We start from the raw sequence: 20,549 nt of genomic DNA, 5'->3' as shown, positions 1-20,549 counted from the left end.
TGGGTACGCAACCAGTTTAAAGCAAAAAGGGCGCAGCCGATAAGGCTGTAAATCTTTCCAACAGTGGATTTGATTACATAGTCCGAGGACAATAGCCCTATTTTTCCTGTATATATAGCAACACAAAACAAAGCGAACCAGCCTCGAGCAACATTCGAGGGGGAGTGGTTCGCGCAGCTATTCTTATCCGTTTTGCTCGGAAATCGCGAAGGCTTTTCTGCACAAAAAATCGACCGTCCGGTTCATTCGCAGGCGGTGAGAGCCTTTCACCAAAAAAGAAGTATCCGGACGAATGTGCTCATGCAGCATTCGATGCAGCTGTTTTTTGCTTCTGCAAAGGATTACCCTCTCGGGCGGAAAACCTGCCCGAATCGCACCTGCAGCGATATAACGGGCATGCTTGCCTAAAGCATACAAATAATCTACTTGTTTTCTGCAAGCATACTTCCCGACAAAAGAATGTCCTGGAACTGTGTACCTGCCCATTTCCAGCATACTGCCAAGGATCGCGATCCTGGTGCCGGTTTCAAGCTCCTCCAAAACATCCAATGCCGCTTTTACCGCCTGTGGATTGGAACTGTATGTGTCGTCGATCACATTGACATTGGGTCCGACATTCATGGTTGTCAATCTTCGGTTCTGCGGCTGGAATTGCCGCAACCCTTTTTCGATCCCTGAGACGGGAACTCCCAGTTGATGACTGACTGCGATGGCAAGCAGCGCATTGGAGACATTATGCTCACCTCTGACCGGGACAAAAAACGGAAATCGCTCTCCATCGATCGAACAATGAAAGCGGATGCCGTCCCCCTCCCGCTTGAGGCCGCTCGCCTGATAATCCGCTTGGTGCTTGATACCGATGGTGAAAAATTCCCCCTGGAACCTTCCACGAAAAGGCTGCTGTGTGAATTCGCGAGAATACGAGCAGTCCACATTGAGAAACACTTTTCCCTTTGGATCCATCGCACGTATCAATTCGGACTTTGCCATCGCCAGCGCGCGTATATCGCTCCCGACATTGCCGACATGCGCAGAACCGATGTTCGTAATCACAGCGTACCCAGGCTGAATGATTCGGCAATGGCGGGTGAGATCGCCTTTGTACAGCAACCCGTATTCGAGAACTGCGACCTGATGCTCGGGTCCAATCTGCTGGGCATGAGCCTTCAAGTTCCCCAAATAATTTCGGTTCCCTCTAGACTTGTAGATCGTAAATTGCGTACTCAGGATGGATGCGATCATCTCTTTGGTCGTGGTTTTGCCAGCACTCCCTGTAACCGCGACGACTGGCAGATGAAGCTGCACAGGCTGTTTGGCTTTTGCCCTTTTTCCACCCAAACGCCTCAATGGGCATCTCTCCTTTGGTTTCCAGGTCCACTTCCGCGTAACTATCCTATGAGCGTTCGGGACAGCCCGTATAGACCTCTAACCAGCCAAGCAGTTCCGCAGTCGGCTATTCTCTACCATTTCCTCTGGATCTGGATCAAGGAGAGAACAAATGACTTTATTTCTACTTGGCGCTCCGGCAACGAGGGAAGCCTGCCCTTCCCCGTCACGATCATCGGGGCCAGAGAGTCTTCGCGGTGCAAAGAACCGTGATTGCCTCCGCCCGGATGATTCGGGGACCGGTTCACATGAAGCTCCGTTCCCGGCATTGCAGTAGCTACGAGAAATTCTCCCTGGTGAGAATCGAGCGAACCCTTCAGTCTGGAAAACGCATCCGGGTATTCTGGCGACCCGATTCTCCGCTCTTTTCCGTGGACCGCAAGACCGAGCACGGACCAATCGCCCTCCACATCCCACAACTTCCCGAATTCGTCCCGGTACGCCTGCCCCTCCCTGTAGCGAAGCCACCGCTCCGAACCTCCCCGCCTCACATAAATCCACCCTTGCTCCTTCCACGCGACCAAATCAATCCGCGGATCGCTTGCAAACAGAGACACCAGCGCTGCAAGCGGGGCACGCTGGGACAAGGAGTAGACGTAGCACATCCGCCCGTTCACCGCAATTGCCACATCATCGTCAGGAGCGGCTGTCCTCCCCAGCGGTGTGTTGCGGTAACCTCGGGCCTGCATCAGCTCGTCCAGATCGATAACTGCCGTTTTTTTCTCCGCCACTGTCGCGGTAACGCCGCTGTCCCCCAGCAAAATAAATACGTGATCACGGAGCGCACGTTCCCAATCGCCGAATGCGTTCAGCAGCCGCTGCAGCCGTTCGTCCACCTCCAGCACCCCTGATACATCCGCAGGGCCTTTTTTATGCAGTTTTCCGTCCAAATCCGGAAAGTAGGCAAAAGTCACATCAGGAAGTGTTCCTTCTTTTATGAGCTGAAGAAGGCTTTGAAGCGTGTATTCGTCATGAAATCCATAAGCATGGGCGGGCCCCGTCGGCAACGGTGCCGGACTCACCTTTGACAAGGCGCCAAATCCAAGCAGATTCGGTCCCATCACATTCACCCGGCTGCTGCCCATCACCAAGCGAAGCAATTCGTTCGGGAAGACAAGCTGATGGGGAACATTCCCCCGATAAATCAAGCCGTTAATGGAAGCGGAAGTAAATCCGGCCTGGTGCAGCTCCTCGTGGAGAGTGCGAACGCGCTTTGAGAGATGAACCTGGTTTAAGTTCATCAAGGTGTCTGTCAGCAAATTAACTGGCCCCTGCTGCCATACCGCTCTTTGCCCGTCACCGTAGTTGACGATCCTTCTCTCAGAAGGGTGAAACCACAGCAAGCCAGGGATATTGTGCTCATCCGGATACGTTCCGGTCAACATGGAACTGTCTATGGTGACGGACATCGTCGGGAATGAGCTGATTACATCTCGCTTGTACACCCCGTTCTTGATCAAAAAGCCGATTGCCGGCAGCTTGTTTGCTTGCATCAATCGGTCTATCGCAGCCGATTGGAGCGAATCGACGAGCAGCATGATCACCTTGGGACGGCTGTCAGCAGACCGATTTTCTCCAGACAAAGGCAATTCTTGTTGGATGTGCGGCTTGGCGCATGCAGCTATCGCGCTGAGCATCAGTACGAAGCTGAGCGCTAGCAATAGAGACTTTCGTTTTACCGGCACGTTGTGTTCCCCTCCGCGATGTTTCGATCAGGCAGTATTTGTGTATGGTTAACATTTACACTCCCCAGCCGGAAACAACATTATCCCATCTGTCCCACGACGCCTGTCCCTTTAAATCAAAACAGCCCTGCTAAGCAGAGCCGCAACTTGTGCCGGGGAAGCCACGCCGTCCGGTTCGCGGAGGCGCAAAAATCTGTGTAAACTTTCATTGCTTGAGAAAACTGTTACAAACAATACTTGTTTGCGTTACAATAAAAGATGGTTGGCTTTTCCACTTTGCCGCCGAAAAGCAACTCTCCAAGCCAGGCGTCAGGCCAGCCCCTCCCAGGACGAATCCAGCTCTTTTACATAGACAGTCTTCCAGATTCTCAGAAAGTAGGTGGCTCTTTGGAATTTACGACAGACAGCATTATTTTGCTCTTTGCCATCCTTTTGGTTGTCGGTGTTCTGACCACGAAGTTTTCCTCCCGGATCGGCTTGCCCTCTCTCGTATTCTTTATCGCCGTCGGCATGTTCCTCAATCAAATCATTTATTTTGACAACGCCGCCCTGACCCAGCTCTTCGGCATAATGGCGCTGATCGTCATTCTTTTTGAGGGCGGCATGCAGACAAAGTGGAGCAAAGTGCGCCCCGTGATTGCTCCGTCTTTATCGCTGGCTACGCTGGGAGTTGTCTTGACCACGCTGGTTATTGGCGTATTTGCCGTATTCATTCTCCAGCTCTCCTGGCTCGAGGGGCTGCTGTTTGGCGCTATCGTCGGTTCTACGGACGCCGCCGCCGTATTTGCCGTGCTTGGAAACAAGAACATCAAAGAGCGGATTACCTCGCTTTTGGAGGCAGAGTCGGGAACAAACGATCCGATGGCCGTTTTTTTGACCGTCTCGTTCATCCAAATGATCCAGGAGCCCGAAGCCAGCTTCTTTACGATGATCCTTTCCCTGATCTGGCAAATGGGCTTTGGCCTCGTGATGGGATTGCTCCTGGGAAAAATCTCGGTCTGGGCGATCAACCGGATCAATCTGGATTCGTCAGGGCTTTATCCCGTGCTCGCCTTATCCCTCGCCGTGCTTACTTACAGCGGAACTGCGCTGCTTCACGGCAGCGGCCTGCTCGCGGTGTACGTCATGGCTATGGTTGTGGGCAATTCCGATTTGACCTATCGCCATTCGATCTTCCGCTTTAACGAAGGCTTCGCCTGGATGATGCAAATCCTGATGTTTATTCTGCTGGGGTTACTCAGCTTCCCGGACGATCTGCTGGTGATCGCGTGGCAGGGGCTTGCTCTCTCTGCACTGCTCATGTTTGTTGCCAGACCGATCGGCGTTTTCATCAGTACCGCCCTCACTCGCTATTCGCTAAAAGAAAAGATGTTTATTTCCTGGGCGGGCTTGCGTGGAGCCGTTCCGATCGTTCTGGCCACGTACCCGTTGCTCGCTGGACTGGACAATGGGATTCTCTTCTTTAACGTCGTCTTCTTCGTCGTGTTGACATCGGCTCTGATTCAGGGTGCGACGCTCTCCCCGCTCGCTCAGAGATGGGGGCTCACCAGTGCACAAAAGCCGGTGATTCCGCACAGCCTGGAGCTGGTCTCGATCGGCAAGACAAACTCGGAAATGATGGAAATCGAGGTAAAGGCCGGTACCCGTGCCGAAGGACAGGACCTGCAGTCTCTCACACTTCCGGAGAACACCTTGATCACAGCCGTCATCCGCCAAACAAAGTTGATCACTCCGCAAGGCTCGACTACACTTAAAGCAGGAGACATTTTGTACGTGCTCTGCGAAAAGAAAATGCGCGAGAGCGTGAAATCGGTCTTCCTGGAGCAGATGCCGGGCAAAGAAAGTGAGCAGTAGGACGGTCAGCGGAACCGTCCAAATTCCATCTCCACACTCAATCGCGAGATCTTCGGAAAGCGGTGTATGAAAGCCTTTTGTCCGAAGATCTTTTTTACTTCCCTCTTTACAGACTGACCGTCGGTTTGTATACTTTAACATGTAACACTTCCAGGGAATTTTTTCTTCCCCTCGAAAGGATGATCTGTTGATGATATCGCGAGCCAACGATTCCCCCAGCTTTCGTCTCCTGCTGGAAACGACCGCAGCGTGCATTCGGGAAAAAGGCTGCAAAAAAACAACGCTGCAGGAGATTATGAACCGGTCCGGGCTGTCCAAGGGAGCCATTTACCACTATGTGCGAAGCAAGGATGAGCTGTTCGGTCTCATCCTCAAGAACAAGCTGGAATCATTGAGCGACAGCTTTTATCAAACGGCGTACGCGAAAAAAGATTTGCATCATCCGATGGAAGTCATCGCTGCCAGTGTCCGGCCTTTTGCCAATCCGGATGACGTAACTACTCCTATTTTCTTGTATTTGCTCAGTCAACAGGACCAAGCATCTGTAAGAAGCATCCTGGAGGACGTGTACCGTCATTCAGAGGAGAACTCGATCAAGTGGATCGAGCTTGGAAAAGAGGCTGGTGTCATCCCTGAACACATCGACGCTCGCAAAGCAGTCCGGCGGTTTATCACGTATTCGTATGGACTTCGCGTCAGAAGCGTCATCAGTCCGGATGAAATGGAAGAAGCGATTGCGGACTACTATGAGCTGATGAAGCGCGAACTGACGAAGCCCAACACCTAAGGGAGGATTCATTATGGCGGGATTTGAATTTTTCAGGATTATTCATATCATTGCAGGCTTTCTTGCGTTAGTTGTCTTCTGGATTCCGATCGTTACGAAAAAAGGAGGAAAGGCGCATAACCGCGTCGGCTGGGTGTACGTCATCTCCATGGCCGCCGTCGCTGTGTCCGCCCTCTATATGGGGGTGTGGCGCATCGGCTTTGACCCGGACCGGACCTTGGCTTCGGTCTCTTTTGCCTGGTTTTTGATCTATATCTCCCTGCTCAGCTCGGCGACGGCCTGGTACGGCATGCGGGTGCTGCGATTTAAAAAACGCGTTTCTGCTCACCGCAACCCGTGGGATTTGCTGTTTCCCGGCCTGCTTTTCATCTCCAGCTTTTTTATCGGGGGCTACGGCTATCTGATCGACTCGCCGCTGCTCAACTGGTTTCCGCTCGTCGGCGTATTTCTCGGCGGCACTCAGCTCAAGTATTGGCTTCGCCCGCCTGCTACAAAAATGCACTGGTTTTTTCAGCACATGTCGGGCATGATGGGCTGTTGTATCGCAACGATTACCGCCTTCACCGTGTTTGGAGCGCCCCGTCTGCTTCATCTGGAGAGTGTAAATCCGATCATCTGGTTTTTCCCTACAATCGTGATAACCCCGGTTATTGTCGGCATGAGTGTCTATTATCAAAAGAAGTTCTCGAAAAAACCGATATCGCCAGGCAAGTAAACAGCCAAAGGAAGGCAGAATGGGATGCCTTCCTCTGTTGCCGTCTTCAGCCTACTTTTTCTCAGCCATTTCGCCAAATCGCTTAACCAGCTTTTCCTGATGCGCTTTCATGATCTCCTCTGGCCCCACACCGTACTGCTCGGCAAGCAGCACCAGATTCCCCAGTACATCACCCATCTCCTCGATCAGCTCGGCACGAATTTCTTCAACAGAACGATCCCCTTCATCCGGCCGGTCTCTTCCGATCTCCGTCGTCCGTACAGCACGTGCCAGTTCGCCCACTTCTTCCATTAAAAAACCGACCCGGATAAAGGGCCCGTACTTTGTCCAGCCGCGTTCTCCGTAAAAATCATTGACCCATTTTTGAAAATGATCCAGATTCATCGATCTATCCTTCCTTCTTCCAAGATTCACCTGTATACTATACCTTGGCAAAAGTCCGGTCAACTGCCGTCTTTAGCGAAGGAGGAAGAGCAATGAAACGAATTTGTGTCTATGCTGGCTCCAATCCCGGCACCAAACCCGTTTATACCGAGAAGGCAAAGGAATTGGGAATGGAATTGGCCAAACGGGGTTTGGAGCTCGTATACGGCGGGTCCAACATGGGTCTGATGGGAAGCACAGCAAACGCCGTCCTGGAAGCCGGAGGAGCCGCGATCGGGGTCATGCCTCGCGGGTTGTTCCGCGGAGAAATGGCCCACAGCGGGTTGACCCAATTTTATCAAGTGGAAAATATGCATGAGCGTAAGGCAAAAATGTCTGAGCTCTCTGATGCGTTCATCGCCCTGCCCGGCGGCTATGGAACCTTTGAGGAGCTGTTCGAAGCGCTCTGCTGGGGACAAATAGGCATTCATGAAAAGCCGGTAGGCGTCTTGAACGTCGATGATTACTACTCCCCGCTGATTCAGCTCGTCGAGACTGCCGTCGCAGCCGGCTTCATGCCTGCTACCCATAAGGAATTGCTGATCGTCGACAGCGCGCCTGTAAAACTTCTTGACAAGCTCGCTACGTACAAGCGTCCGAATCTGACAAATAAATGGAACGAACCGGATCAGTCATAATCAGACAGGGGCATTTGACACGCTTCTACAGACAATCCGTTTCGCCCAGCCCAGCCAGGAAAATCCTGCAAGCGGTTCCCAGACTTTCTAGCATCTTGGGCCTTCCTCCTGTATAATAGGGGCAACTTACGTACAAAAAAGGAGGTTGCCATTTTGAACATTTGGGAATCCGATTTGCCAGGAATCGGACGTAAATTTCAAATGGAGACCCGAATGGGAGAAAAGCTGGTTGTTGTCATCCATGACAGCGGCAGAAGAGAATTGTACTTCTTCGATGCCGGTGATCCGGATGAGTGCACATCAACCATTACGCTTGAAGACGATGAAGCCATGCAGGCAGCGGGAATTCTCGGCGGCATGAGCTACAAGCCGAAAGCGCTGGAGACCGTGAATCTCTCCCTGAACGATCTGGTTATCGAATGGTTCAAAATTCCTTCTGGGGCTGCATGCATCGGCAAAACGATAGGAGAAGTAGATGTCCGGCAAAAGACCGGTGTCACGATTATCGCCGTCATTGATCGGGAAAAGAAAAAACAGATCAACCCGGGTCCCGAGCACGTATTCATGGCGGATACGCAGCTCGTTGTGGCCGGCGAACGGGATCATTTGAAAAAACTGAAGGAATTGCTGCAACACGGCTAAGCTCTTTTACGAAAATAAAAGGGGCAGGTATCGATCATACAGATACCTGCCCCTTGCTTTTTTCAACCCAATGGTACGATCAACCTGTTCCATCGCCCTGCTGTTTTCGCCTGCTGAAATTCCCCGACACTTTTTCCCAGAAGTTGTAGATGGTTTTTGATTCTTTGGTCAATAGTGGTCCCAGAACAGCCAGGATCAGAACATACAGCACAGCGAAGGACTGAACGACCGGGTCCAGGCCTCCTGCCTTCCCGATGTTTGCCATGATAATGGAAAACTCGCCGCGTGATGCGAGCGTAAACCCGATATTGAAGGAAGCCCGCTTGGATATACCTGCCGAGCGTCCCCCCATCATGCCTGCGAAAATATTTGCCACAAGCGTGAGGACAACAGCCACGATCGTGATCCACACTGCTCCTCCAAGCGACATCGGATCAATTGTCAGCCCGAAGCCAAAGAAGAAGATCGCACCGAAAAAATCCCGGAACGGCAAAACCAGATGCTCGATTCGCTTGACATGCTTGGAATCCGCCAGCACAAGCCCCACCAAAAGCGCCCCGATCGCCTCTGCCACGTGCAGCGTTTCGGAAAAACCCGCCACCAGGAACAGAGCCGTAAACACGAGGATGAGGAACAGTTCGGTCGATTTGATGTCGAACAAGCGATCTACATACTTGATAACGTATCTTCCCGCGATCAGGAAGAACAAAATGAAGAGCAGCGCCGATAACGAAGTCATCAAAACACCTGTAAATGAGGTAGCTCCGCTCAAGACCAGGCCGGACAATATGGACATGTGTACGGCGATGAACAGATCGTCAAACATGATCATGCCCATGATAATCTCCGTCTCCGGGTTGGCTGTCCGTTTCAGATCAACGAGAACCTTGGCTACGATCGCTGTGGAAGAGCTGGTCATGATTCCCGCGACCACCAGCGTTTCCTTTAACGGCAAGTCCATCATCCATCCAAGCAGCAAGCCAGATACAAAATTGAGCGCGACGTAAAAAATACCGCCGACGAGGATTGATTTTCCCGACTTGATCAGGCGACTTACGGAAAACTCCAGGCCCAGGTAAAACAACAGGAAGAGCACGCCAAGACGGCCCATGAACTCGATAAACTCCGAGCTTTCAATAAATCGCAAATCAAGGATTCCAAAATGAGGTGCGTGCGGTCCTACCGCCATCCCTATCAAAATGTAAAATGGTATGACCGAGAAGCGCAGCTTTGTGGAGATCAAGCCGACGATTGAAATTAAAGCAAGGGCAAGCCCTATCTCAAATATTACGGTATCCATATGTTCCTCCTTTTTCAGTCTTTTTCATGAGTTGCTGATGCACAGCTTCCATCTTTTTTGCATCCGAAAATCAGTGGAATGCATGCAAATGGAATTTCTCTTGATTGCTTTCCAGACTGGGAAAAGGAGTACGCTAATCGCGTCCACCGAGCAAATACGCCTTTAAAGCTTTGAGATGCTGCCTCTCCCCTGCGACGATGAGCGTCGAGTTGGCAGTGAAGACATAATCGGGTCCTGGATTGATATGCTTCGTATGGTCTTTTTCTACGACAGCGATGATGGAGGCTCCCGTTTTCTGGCGAATCTCCAGTTCTCCGATCTTTTTCCCGATGCACTTTGCGCTGGCTTCGATTTTGTGCCACTCGATCACCAGATCGTCAAGGCTGATGTCAATCGACTCGAGCGCCTTCGGTTTATACGCCATCCCGCCAATAATGCCGGCAACCTGTCGCGCCTCTTCGTCATCGAGCGCCACCATCGAGACGCTGCTCTCAGGATCATCCTGGTCAAAATGGTACAGTTCGCGCCTTCCGTTATCGTGAATCACAACTACAAGCTTATCTCCGCTTTGGGTATCCAGTTGAAATTTTTTCCCGATTCCCGGCAAATGAGTTTCACGTACATTCATGAAAAATACCTCCAAGTTCGTTTTTAGCCATAACAAAGAAATCCCATCTGTACACTTAGTATTTTGGCAATCGCAACTCCCTTATCTGTTTTTCGTGAACAACAAAGCCGACTGTGCGCGCTTTCGCGTCGTTTTTCCATTCAGGCTAACGCAGTGTTCTGCCTCCGAGTAAGTTCTTGTATCATCGTTTTGTTCTGCCGAGTAAGTTCCTCATTGTTGTCCACAACAAAAATAGGAGTCGCTTCCTTTTTGCCAACAACATTCCTGTCAACTACATTGTGATTTATTTCACAATCGTGAGAATTTATTTACTAAACGACCTTGGCAAAATTTATTTTCATCCTTTATTCGAACGATTCAGGGATTTTTATACAATTTTTATACAATGGTGTGGTCCGTGCCAGACAGGCTAAAAAAATCATAGCTGTCGAGCTATCGGGAGGTGTTTGGGAGAAAAAACGTCGAGGTGAATTTAATAGGCATCAGAAAGAGACTTTTCATTTTAATGGGAATGAAAGTCCGATACGTAAACCGAGGTATAGGGGTAGCGCGAAGGAAAAGCAGCGGCAGCACAAGGATCAACAATGCTTCTCTGATAGGCGCATATTGAAACTTGATCGGAGATGCCTTGCGGAAATGAACGAAATGCTTTTCGTACGGATTCGCGGAAATTTGCGGAGAATCTTCTTCCATGGACTGAGCGTCTGCATTATACAAGGGAGCGGATGCAAAGACGATAAGGATTAGCACGCTAAAAATGAAAAACGGGATGCCCCTGCGACTCGCTTTTCTATTCAATGCGTGCACCTCCTTTCCAGATTTTTGTTCAGTGTCCCTGTCCTTGCGACGTTTGCCTCGCTCTCATCATCCAGGATTAAAAAACAAATAAACGCATAATAATTTTCTTATATTATGTATACATAAAAAGGGTATCATTTTGAAACAATTAAGTCAAATCAGATGCTTGTCTGCTTAGCTTGAAAACGCTCTCACTCGTTATTAAAAGGAATGCTCAAAATCCACTTTATGGTAAATCATCATTGAAAAGAACATAAAAAAAGCGGCCCTTTTCGCTGTGAAAAGAGAGCGCTGTCTGATAAATGATTGCTTTCTCTACCCTTTCATCTCTTTCTCAATTTGCTTGAGCTTTTTCTTTTGCTTGCAGGCTTTCTCCTGTTCACTGGACCATGGGGTGTCACTCAGTTTCTGCAATTCATCGATAAGCTTCTTGTCTGAGGTAACATGGATCGCAGAATCGGGAAACTCCTTTTTTAATTTCTCCCCGACTTCTTTTTCGATCGACTCCAATCGGAAGCGATTAAAGTTGCTTACTTCAATGGCGACGTCCAGCTCCTTGTCGATGTGAACAGCGACAGCTTTATCGATTCCATGTACTTGTTCCGTAATGGACTTGGCTTTCTGTTCCTTGTCAAAGAAACGAACCGGCGTCGGCTTGCACAGAGGATCTTCTGCCGCGGATTTTGTTTTTGCCTGTTGATTTTGATTGGCTTGCGGATTGCAGCCTGTGGCGAAAAGAACCAGAGACACGACTAGTACTATGGTACGCAAAAGAAAACCTCCCACTAAATAGCGTACCTTTAGCGTTTCCTAACATGGGTTTTCTATGATATGTAATTTGTTCTGTCGCCAGTACGGATGTTCTGAATTTGTATAGAAATCAAAAAACGCGAGAAGGACACTTTCATAAAATGTCCTTCTCGCGGATGACAGCACATACCTGACACACGGTAAGTGCTATCTATTCTGTGCCTGTTTTGTCCGGTAAAACTCATTAAACAGCTTCATCAGCGCCCGCTTTTCGATCCGGGAGACGTAAGAACGGGAAATGCCAAGCTCGCGTGCGATTTCTCTTTGCGTTTTTTCTTTGTCCTGATCCAGGCCAAACCTGCCGATTATCACTTCTTTTTCGCGTTCATCGAGAATGTGAATGTGCTGGTAAATCTTATTCGACTCCAGCTTTAGCTGGACAGCATCCACGACCTCGTCTGTTTCCGTGCCCAGGACGTCGATCAGCGTGATCTCGTTGCCCTCTTTGTCCGTACCGATCGGATCGTGCAAAGAGACATCTTTCTTGGTTTTTTTCAGGCTGCGAAGATGCATGAGGATTTCGATTCTAATGTCAATAGTGGCGCATCAGAAGGTGTAGAGCTCGATGTTATTTTCGTATACCCGTATCTCTCTTACTACATGACGAATGAGTTCTCGCTTATCCTCAAATGTAAGTTCATCCGGTTTTTTGGACAGATAATACTTTGCCGCTTCTTGGAGTAAATCTCGGTTGTAGCCACTTTCCTTCATACGCTGGGCTTGCTCTTCGAGTTCTGTGAGCTGTTGAAGCAGCCTTTCTTCCCTCGCTTTTAGATCACGCAGCTCTTGACGGATCTCCTCTTCGCCCAAGTCCTCTTCGCCTGAAGAAAACAGTTTTAATAACCGCTTTCGGCCATTCCTCGTTTTCTCCAGCTCCTTTTGCAGCCGTTCTACCTCTGCCAATTCGTAAGGTGCCTCGCTTCTTTCTTCGACGGCAGCAGCAATCTCATCTGGATTGTCCAGCCAAGATCGAACCGTTTCCCAGACTTCTTCATCCAGTTCCTCACACTTAATTTTTCGGCCACATCCATGATTTTGGGCACCAGCGGTGTTTTTTACATCGGTGTATTCGAAGACATGCTTCCCCCAATTTTTAGATTTCCGGCCGGTCATCGTGTTGCCGCAGTCTCCGCAACGAAGCAATCCACTCAGCAAATACTGATTTAGACTCCTGCCCGCCCAACGCCTTCTTGACTCTTTCAAAAGCTTTTGTGCATGCTCAAACTTTACTTCATCGATAATGGCAGGGCAGCTCAGTTGTATCCACTCTTCTTGCGGACGTTGACGCATCCGAACTTTTTCTTCGGAATTCCGGAATTTGTTTCCGAGCATGCCTTCCGTATTCCAACGATTCTGATAAAACCTCCCGATATACGCTTCGTTCATCAGCAATTGACGGACAACCTGGCGATGCCACACTCTGGCCCCGCGTTTGGTTGGAATGCCTTTTTCCGTTAGATACTTGGCAATCCCATTCATACCTTGTACCAATTCGTTTGGCTGCGTAAACAGGTCAAAAATCAATCTGACAACTGCCGCTTCCCCTTCATTTACAATCATTTGTTCTTTTTCCGGGTCATAGCTGTATCCATATATCTGAAAATCACGCAGGACACGACCTTGCCTTGCCTTCTCTCTTCTGCCACGGCTCATCCGTTCATTTATTTTTGCTTTTTCAAACTCCGCGATCGCTCCACGCATGCTATAAAATAGTTGTCCCTCAGGTGTCTTGGCATATTCCCCGTTTACAAAAACGAGCTCAATCCCACGCTTATCGAATTCGTCAGTAATAAGCAGCTGGTTCATGAGTTTTCGTGATAATCTGTCTGGATCGAGGCAGATGATTTTTGTTATAACGCCATCTTTTACATCTTGTCGTAATTTCGTGAGAGCGGGACGGTCCAGAAATTCACCTGACATATCGTCTACATACTCAACAACGTCAAGCGTTCCCGCCTTCTTCCGACATTCCCTGATCTGGTCATCAAGGCTGAAGCCGCTTTTTGCTTGTTCCTCGGTGCTTACTCGCGCGTAAATCCCGACCATCCAGCTTCTCCTTTCTGTACTTTCTCAGCAGATATCGGTAGCAGTCAGAACGAGCCTTGTCAGTCGTACTTCCGGGTATGATTCTTACATGCATCGTTCATCCCTCCCTGATCAGAGGGTATGCATATACTGCTTGTCAAAAGTCGTCATATAGAAAAAAGCCCCCAGTAAATAAAAGAGGCTTTATCGAAGAGCGTCCGGGTTTACATCGAGAAGGGAACGGCGACGGAGCCAATTGAAATCAAAGGATTCGGGGGTGCGTTTGATTGATACCTCTACCTCGGTGGCTCCCTGCTCGTGGACAAGGATTTTGAACTGTTGATGACCTCCAACGAGATTCCCGGTTCGTTCATTCCACACGATCGGTTCTACATACCCAAATTCTTCGATGGAGTATTTCAGTTTTTCATATTCCAGGTCGCCCGGCTGCAGTTCAATCCTTGGATTGTACGGGTTCAGGTTGATCATCGAAACAGGTATTTTTCGTAAGTCCAAGCTGGATTTCTCTTCTTAGTGGCGATAGATATAAGAATAAAGAATATTGCCAGCGCCAAAATCGCTGTAAGCCTTGATACAGGTGGGCTGGTGGCAACTTTTTGAGTGATGCGAAACGACTACTATTTACCTGAAAAAGTATACGTTTTGTATCACCGCAAAAAACAACGGTTGTGCTTAGAGCGTCAAGGCTTTAAGGCCTGTCTGCTTCTGGCGACCCCCTATTCGGAATTCGGGTCCTCCCCAGCTTCCGTGATCTCCCATTTGAAGAGTTGCAGGAGCGATGTTTCAGCTGACTTGCCGTTGAACGAATAAAGTGGATTGATCGCAAGCGCTGTCCTGCCGTCGATCTCCACGCGCCGAAGAATTCGCTCAGCGATGAACGCCCGGACGATCTTGCGGGCGGTCGGATAGGAACAGTCTGCGATGCAGGCAAGGTCCTTTACCGTAAGCGGTACACCTCTCTGGCCGCGCTCGTTATCGCCCTCAAGGAGATTGGTTCCCTCACTAGCATACGGCGTGATCTTCAACAAAAAGCCAGCCTCGGCGAGTGACAGCTTCCTGAGCCGTCGCTTTGCCTTCTGGCTGGCGTTTGATCTTTACGAATTTTGAGCTGCGGCCGACTGGACGAAATACTTTTACTATCTCATCCGAAAGCCGCAGCACTTCCTCGGTGTAAAATATTTCTCACGTATCTGAGTCAACAAACTGGCGCATTACATGATCATCACCATTGCTTCAATTGATGTGCGGAAATGTATAATCTAATTTGAAATTGTTACTTTCTTTATTTAAATGTAGAGTAGAGAACTGAAACTTTCGGGCGACCGTATGGTCGCCTTGCTCATTTCAGCTCCCCCTCATCAAACCGTACGTGAGGTTTTCCCTCATACGGCTTTCCGATGTTCTTCTTTCTTTGGCATTCGGCTTACTTTATCCGGCTAATTTCAATAAACTACCCTGCGTGTTTTGTATGACCTTCAGCTTTCCGGCATGTTTATTCCGCTTGCTTCTTTTCTTGTTGCAGAAGATTGTAAGGCGTTCAATCACATACCAGTCTATCCGTCTTGCCCATCGTTTGGCGATGGGCGAGATGAAGTAGTAGTTCTTGAACCCCCTTAGCTTGCGATTTAGCCCTTTCACTAGCTCTTCTAGAGACAGAAACAGTTTGTTCCTTGGTGCAGTGTATTCCTTAATTTTACGTCTCATTTCCTTCATTGCTTTCTTAGCTGGTACATGAGACATAGCAAATACCTTGCTCCCCCCTTTGTTGAACACGGGGAATTTGCGATGGTGCAGCCCAAGAAAGTCAAACCCAGTGGAATTGTCCCAAATATTAACGAGTCTAGATTTCTCTTTACTGAGACTAAGCTCCAGCTTGTTTAGAATAGCCATCAGCACTTGAATGCTTTCCAATGCTTCTTGTTTGGTTCTGCACATGATAACGAAGTCATCCGCATAGCGGATAAGTGTGCCAAGATGGGAGAATTGATTTTCCCAAATGGTGTCCATGTAGTTTAGATAGATGTTTGAAAGAAGAGGCGAGATTACCCCTCCTTGCGGAGTTCCCAGTTCTGTTTCATGGAATTGATCATTTTCCATGACCCCAGCCTGCAGCCATTGTCGGATAAGTTTCAGAACACGTCTGTCGCTGATTCTCATTTCGACCAGTTTCATCAACTTCTCATGGTTGATGTTGTCGAAATACCCTTTAATGTCAACATCTACGACCCAATAACACCTCTTGCTTGCTTTGCGTATCTGTGCAATTGCCTGGTGAGCATTTCTTCCTGGCCGAAAGCCATAAGAACAGTCCCGAAAATCAGCTTCAAAGATCGGTTCAATGACTAGCTTAGTAGCCATTTGGACCACCCGATCCTTGATCGTCGGGATGCCGAGTGGACGTTTCTTGCCATCCGGTTTAGGGATGTAAGTTCGACGAACCGGATGTGGACGATACCGCTTTTCTTTTAAATCTAGATAGATCTCGTTAAGAAAACGGCTCTCCCCATACTCCTCCACAATCTGTGCGATGGATTGTCCGTCGATTCCTCCGCTCCCTTTATTTGCTTTTACTCTCCTCCAAGCTGTCGCTAGAATATCCGGGCGGTAGATTTTGTCATACAAGGCATGAAATCGCCGTTTTGAGTTTGCCTTGGCACAAAGATATAGGGTTGTCCAAAGTTGTCGAGCTTTTACATCGGTGTAGTTAGCAAGTTTACTTGCATTCACTCACTCTTACCTCCTTCGACCCGTGAACAAAGCAGGGCTCCTTCCCTCCATAAGGTTGTGTTGTCCTTATGTTCATCGGTACTATGAACCCCTCCGACTCCCTCTCTGCCATCCACCACTTCCCTTACGGTTATAGGTTTCCGTTTTACGCTCCTGACGGGGCGTGCAGAGTAGGGTCTCCCCAGTTCCGTTAACTACTTTCTCAACATACCGCTCCCCATACCCCGAGGGATTCATAGGTGCTGTATTCCAAGTTCTCCACACCGTCCTTGGCCTTCGCCCATATGAAACAAGCTCGGCTTCCCTTTGTCCACCTCTCGGTGGTCTTTCTTAACGAGGCTGCAGGATTCACTTTATGTTACGGCCTGCTGATTTGCTCGCACTCTTTCGAGTTACTTTGTCACAGGGCTTCAACCTTAGGATTTCTCCACCAGTTGCCTGTCAGCTACGAGGTGACTTGGCTCCTGCCTCGGTTGGACTTTCACCAACTAGCAATTAACGGCTTGCTGGGCACGCTTCAATGATAAAAAAGGACAGCATATCGCTGTCCCCAGCCTGTAGACAAAGTTCCGTAAGGAACAGGGTCTGCAGGCTTTTTTGTTGAATATAGAACATGTTACGTTTTCAAAAGTTATTTTTTAGAGGTGGCATTATGCTTAATAAGCAAGAGGCCGAAGGGCGTTATCAGATATCTGCATTCTCGCTAGATGAGTTGGTGCCAGAAGATCATCTCGTAAGAAAAATTGAAAATGCAATCGACTTTTCGTTCATCTATGACTTGGTGGAAAGCCTCTACTGTCATGACAATGGCAGACCCAGTGTTGACCCTGTAGTCTTAGTTAAAATTGCTTTCATCCAATATATTTTTGGAATTCGTTCCATGCGACAAACGATTAAAGAGATCGAAACCAATGTTGCCTATCGGTGGTTTATTGGCTATGATTTCAGTCAGCCCATTCCCCATTTCACGACCCTAGGCAAGAACTATGTTCGCCGTTTTCGGGATACTCAACTCTTCGAGTCGATCTTCCTTCGAATATTGGAGGAGGCGGTTCATCATGGATTCGTGAAGCCTGATGTGCTTTTCATTGATGCTACGCATGTAAAAGCCAGTGCGAATAAGCATAAATACGTGAAAGAAATCGTTGAAGAACAAGCGAAGAAATATCAAGAGCTGCTGGACGAAGAAATCAATCAGGATCGTATTGCACATGGAAAGAAGCCCCTTGAAAAAAAGACAGAAACTTCGAAGAAGGAGGTGAAAGTCAGCACAACTGACCCGGATTGCGGATTGTTTGTAAAAGGGGAAAAGGAACGTGTATTTGCTTATAGTTTTCATACAGCATGTGATCGAAATGGATTTGTGCTTGGTGCCAAGGTAACGCCAGGCAATGTGCATGACAGTCAGGTTTTTGAGGATGTTTTGAATCAAGTGCGAAAGACGTTTGCACAGCCTCAAGCTGTGGCAGTGGACTCGGGATACAAGACGCCTTACATCAGTAAAACACTCCTTGATGACCAGATTCGCCCCGTTATGCCCTACACAAGACCACGCACCAAAGAAGGTTTTTTTAAAAAGCACGAATATGTGTATGATGAATATTTCGACTGCTACATCTGCCCGAACGAGCAAATCTTAACATATGAGACAACAAACAAGGATGGGTACCGTATCTATCGATCAAATTCTCAAGTTTGCCGAAGTTGTCCGTTCTTGAAACAATGCACGGAAAGTAAAGACTACACAAAGAGAGTGAGTCGCCACATCTGGGCTGATTACCTCGAAGAGGTAGACCACCTCCGGCATACCGAGGAAAACAAACAAATCTATAGCAAACGGAAAGAAACGATTGAACGTGTATTCGCTGATATGAAGGAAAAGCATGGCATGCGTTGGACGACCTTACGAGGACTGGAGAAGGTCACGATGCAGGCGATGCTTGTTTTCGCTGCCATGAACTTGAAAAAAATGGCGACCTGGCTATGGAAATCAGGTCGCCAAAAGGTGAACGATCAAAACACCTTCGGTATTTTCATCAAATTATTAAACAAACTCCCTCTGCTGTTCGTTCAGCGAGGGAGTTTGTCTGCAACCTGAGGACAGCATATCGCTGTCCCTTTTCTTTCTTATTTTCCTCCCCCTAGCGAGTCATCGTCAGAGACATCCTCGTCGCTAGAGTTTAGCCCATCGTTGATACTTTCAAGAACTTGTTCAGAACTGTACTTGGTTCCGGGACTAAGATCAAGTAGCTTCGCTGCTCGTTCTTCGAGCCATATACCTTCATTTCCATTTGGATCAACCGCTACAAAAATAAAACCACCTGCGTAGTCCAAATATTTCACTTGAACATCTTTACCATACTCCTGAATGATATCCTTGTACATTTCATACAATTCCGGCCCTGTTTTTTCGAGACCTGCTTGAATTGGCTCAGTATCCGTTGCTATAACTATGCCTTTAGCTTTATCTCCCTCCATAATAAACCACAGTTTTTCATCTGAAGGTACTAGTAAATCAGTAATACTAGAGCCTTTAAAAGATTTTATTGCTTCTGAATCAGGTAAATGAGCACTGTCGATTGAATAATCAGACAAATGAGATTCGTTCACATTATTTTTTTGTGGTGTTTTAGTTTTATTATTGCCTGCTGACTCGAATTTTTTATATGCATTAAAGGCATCCTTTTTCCCTTCATTAATTGCCCCGACAGCAGAAAACGAAAACATTACAGCAAGAGTTGCTATTCCCAAAACCGCAAATGTAATCTTCTTCATGTTTTACCTCCTCAATTAATTTTCCTCGAATCCATATATGGTATGGGTCCACTCTTGACCCGAGCTATCTACAAATCTGTCATAAGTCATAATAGAATATTCACCTTTATCAGGATCCATATACCTTAGATATTTAGTTGAGCTGTTTGTGTAGCCATCAATAACAACCATATGACCAATAGCTGTATTTCCCGTTTTCCATTTTATGCGTGCTAATACAGGTATATCATTGTTTATTTCCCTTACCGTCTCCTTAAAAGTTAATGAGTTATTCTCTCGATAACTTTGAAGCCCATAATGATCGAGTCCATCCATGACTTCACTAATATTTCCCGATTTATTCGAAACCTCACCTTTTACATATTCAACAAAATCGGATTGAGTAACTTTAATACCAAAATAATCTAATACAGATACTGAAGATGCTGCCCAGCACCATAACTCTGCTGCTTGAGTGACTTTTTTTACTCCTAAAGTTACAGTTGTTGAAGCAGCGTGTGATGGACTACTTACAGTTGCCAAAATTGACAAAGAAACTGCTGCAACCCCTAGTACAAAAAATTTTTTCATGCTTTTTTTATACACAGCAAGTCCTCCTACAACAAATATTATTGTGTACTGTCCACATTATAATGAAAATTACCATATTTTTGAATTAATGTCAACCTATTTCTAGAAACAATTCATATAATTGGAATTTCACTTCTTTCAATAATCTAACTTTTACTTCAAAAAGATGAGTGATACTGGACAGGGGGCGAGGGGCAGGAGCCGTCTCTCGCATTTAGCTCTGGTTCCTTGCTCTTAATTCAAGGTTACCGATCCCGTATGGAAAAAACGTCCATGATTTTTTTGTCCCTATTTTGTCCTGCTTTTTGTCGGGTTTTTGTCGGGAAAATAAGAAACGGCACTCAAATGATGCGGAGTGCCGTCGCGATTTGAAATATTGCTTCATTCTTTTTAATGTAATACTGATCCTTTGTCAGCCCTAAGTCCAGGTATACGTTGATGTCATTTACTCTGACCGGACTAGGTACTTTTCTTTAATGATTTTTCTTTCTGTTTCATCCAGTGAATACTGTAAAGCCCGCTCGATCTGCCTTGCTTTCAATTCGTTTTTTGTCTCTGAATGCTATAGCCGTGGAAAGAGTTGATCAATTCCCTCTTCCGCTTGCTCTTGTTTATTTTGAACAGCGACTCGGCGTTGTTAAGCCAGTTGTACCATACTAGAATCGTCTCTATACCACAGTTGGCAACCCCAACTCTCTGCCCCTGAATTTAAGTCTGTTGTGACTTCTGAGCACCATTTTTCCCCGTTTCTAAACCACGGCCCTG

19 protein-coding genes are annotated in these 20,549 nt (G+C 47.7%); 6 read left to right on the top strand and 13 right to left on the bottom strand.

Features of this window, described 5'->3' with window-relative positions; all coding sequences use genetic code 11:
* Window positions 1-183: 183 nt before the first annotated feature.
* Both murF and NSQ24_RS09760 read right to left on the bottom strand, forming a co-directional pair.
* On the bottom strand, window positions 184-1,347 hold the full coding sequence (gene murF / locus NSQ24_RS09765; RefSeq protein ID WP_172920813.1) for a UDP-N-acetylmuramoyl-tripeptide--D-alanyl-D-alanine ligase: 1,164 nt from the start codon (window positions 1,345-1,347) through the stop codon (window positions 184-186).
* A gap of 113 nt (window positions 1,348-1,460) precedes the next feature.
* Window positions 1,461-3,071 (bottom strand): alkaline phosphatase family protein, encoded by a 1,611-nt coding sequence (locus NSQ24_RS09760; protein WP_051925463.1) that lies wholly within the window; start codon window positions 3,069-3,071, stop codon window positions 1,461-1,463.
* A 387-nt stretch (window positions 3,072-3,458) separates the two neighbouring features.
* Between NSQ24_RS09760 and NSQ24_RS09755 the strand changes: the two genes are divergently transcribed.
* The 3 genes from NSQ24_RS09755 (at window position 3,459) to NSQ24_RS09745 (ending at window position 6,427) form a co-directional block, all read left to right on the top strand.
* Window positions 3,459-4,925: a potassium/proton antiporter gene (locus NSQ24_RS09755; protein WP_003390831.1), complete on the top strand. Its 1,467-nt coding sequence runs from the start codon at window positions 3,459-3,461 to the stop codon at window positions 4,923-4,925.
* Between the two features lie 190 nt (window positions 4,926-5,115).
* A complete protein-coding gene (locus tag NSQ24_RS09750) occupies window positions 5,116-5,712 on the top strand; it encodes a TetR/AcrR family transcriptional regulator (RefSeq protein WP_024985455.1) in 597 nt (198 codons plus the stop codon).
* Window positions 5,713-5,725: 13 nt separating this feature from the next.
* On the top strand, window positions 5,726-6,427 hold the full coding sequence (locus NSQ24_RS09745; protein ID WP_122958944.1) for a DUF2306 domain-containing protein: 702 nt from the start codon (window positions 5,726-5,728) through the stop codon (window positions 6,425-6,427).
* A gap of 51 nt (window positions 6,428-6,478) precedes the next feature.
* Here the strand turns inward: NSQ24_RS09745 and NSQ24_RS09740 are convergent, their stop codons facing one another.
* Entirely contained in the window at window positions 6,479-6,811 is a 333-nt protein-coding gene (locus tag NSQ24_RS09740) for a MazG-like family protein (RefSeq protein ID WP_003390838.1), read from the bottom strand.
* Window positions 6,812-6,903: 92 nt separating this feature from the next.
* On the opposite strand from NSQ24_RS09740, the gene NSQ24_RS09735 reads away from it, so the two are divergent.
* Both NSQ24_RS09735 and NSQ24_RS09730 read left to right on the top strand, forming a co-directional pair.
* The gene (locus tag NSQ24_RS09735) at window positions 6,904-7,488 is read left to right on the top strand and encodes a TIGR00730 family Rossman fold protein (RefSeq protein WP_122958943.1); all 585 of its coding nucleotides are present in this window, start codon (window positions 6,904-6,906) and stop codon (window positions 7,486-7,488) included.
* Window positions 7,489-7,641: 153 nt separating this feature from the next.
* A complete protein-coding gene (locus NSQ24_RS09730) occupies window positions 7,642-8,130 on the top strand; it encodes a cation:proton antiporter regulatory subunit (protein ID WP_003390843.1) in 489 nt (162 codons plus the stop codon).
* A 79-nt stretch (window positions 8,131-8,209) separates the two neighbouring features.
* Here NSQ24_RS09730 and NSQ24_RS09725 read toward each other — a convergent pair whose 3' ends face one another.
* The 8 genes from NSQ24_RS09725 to ltrA all read right to left on the bottom strand — a co-directional run bounded on the left by NSQ24_RS09725 (window position 8,210) and on the right by ltrA (window position 16,439).
* Window positions 8,210-9,430: a cation:proton antiporter gene (locus tag NSQ24_RS09725; RefSeq protein ID WP_003390846.1), complete on the bottom strand. Its 1,221-nt coding sequence runs from the start codon at window positions 9,428-9,430 to the stop codon at window positions 8,210-8,212.
* A gap of 133 nt (window positions 9,431-9,563) precedes the next feature.
* Window positions 9,564-10,058: a cation:proton antiporter regulatory subunit gene (locus NSQ24_RS09720; RefSeq protein ID WP_003390849.1), complete on the bottom strand. Its 495-nt coding sequence runs from the start codon at window positions 10,056-10,058 to the stop codon at window positions 9,564-9,566.
* 1,113 nt (window positions 10,059-11,171) lie between these two features.
* Window positions 11,172-11,627, bottom strand: a complete 456-nt coding sequence (locus NSQ24_RS09715) for a YhcN/YlaJ family sporulation lipoprotein (RefSeq protein WP_003390853.1) — start codon at window positions 11,625-11,627, stop codon at window positions 11,172-11,174.
* Between the two features lie 186 nt (window positions 11,628-11,813).
* Complete coding sequence (locus NSQ24_RS09710; RefSeq protein WP_003390856.1) at window positions 11,814-12,179, bottom strand: sigma-70 family RNA polymerase sigma factor; 366 nt, start codon at window positions 12,177-12,179, stop codon at window positions 11,814-11,816.
* A gap of 33 nt (window positions 12,180-12,212) precedes the next feature.
* Window positions 12,213-13,712, bottom strand: coding sequence for a recombinase family protein (locus NSQ24_RS09705; protein WP_003390858.1), 1,500 nt, complete (start codon window positions 13,710-13,712; stop codon window positions 12,213-12,215).
* Window positions 13,713-13,895: 183 nt separating this feature from the next.
* Window positions 13,896-14,207, bottom strand: a complete 312-nt coding sequence (locus NSQ24_RS09700) for a ParB N-terminal domain-containing protein (protein ID WP_003390861.1) — start codon at window positions 14,205-14,207, stop codon at window positions 13,896-13,898.
* A gap of 221 nt (window positions 14,208-14,428) precedes the next feature.
* Entirely contained in the window at window positions 14,429-14,740 is a 312-nt protein-coding gene (locus tag NSQ24_RS09695; RefSeq protein ID WP_035990217.1) for a hypothetical protein, read from the bottom strand.
* A gap of 400 nt (window positions 14,741-15,140) precedes the next feature.
* Window positions 15,141-16,439, bottom strand: a complete 1,299-nt coding sequence (gene ltrA / locus NSQ24_RS09690; protein WP_024985477.1) for a group II intron reverse transcriptase/maturase — start codon at window positions 16,437-16,439, stop codon at window positions 15,141-15,143.
* 652 nt (window positions 16,440-17,091) lie between these two features.
* Here ltrA and NSQ24_RS09685 point away from each other — a divergent pair.
* Window positions 17,092-18,537, top strand: coding sequence for an IS1182 family transposase (locus NSQ24_RS09685; RefSeq protein ID WP_024985259.1), 1,446 nt, complete (start codon window positions 17,092-17,094; stop codon window positions 18,535-18,537).
* A 29-nt stretch (window positions 18,538-18,566) separates the two neighbouring features.
* Here NSQ24_RS09685 and NSQ24_RS09680 read toward each other — a convergent pair whose 3' ends face one another.
* Window positions 18,567-19,214 carry a hypothetical protein gene (locus NSQ24_RS09680; protein WP_003390865.1) on the bottom strand — a complete coding sequence of 216 codons (648 nt, stop codon included), beginning with the start codon at window positions 19,212-19,214 and terminating at the stop codon, window positions 18,567-18,569.
* 15 nt (window positions 19,215-19,229) lie between these two features.
* Window positions 19,230-19,799, bottom strand: coding sequence for a C39 family peptidase (locus tag NSQ24_RS09675; RefSeq protein WP_003390867.1), 570 nt, complete (start codon window positions 19,797-19,799; stop codon window positions 19,230-19,232).
* Window positions 19,800-20,549: the final 750 nt, after the last annotated feature.

This window comes from Brevibacillus sp. FSL L8-0520, assembly GCF_037963895.1.
Lineage (GTDB): Bacteria > Bacillota > Bacilli > Brevibacillales > Brevibacillaceae > Brevibacillus > Brevibacillus borstelensis.
Note: the sequence above shows the minus strand (reverse complement) of the source record. Positions and strands in the feature narration are given on the sequence as shown.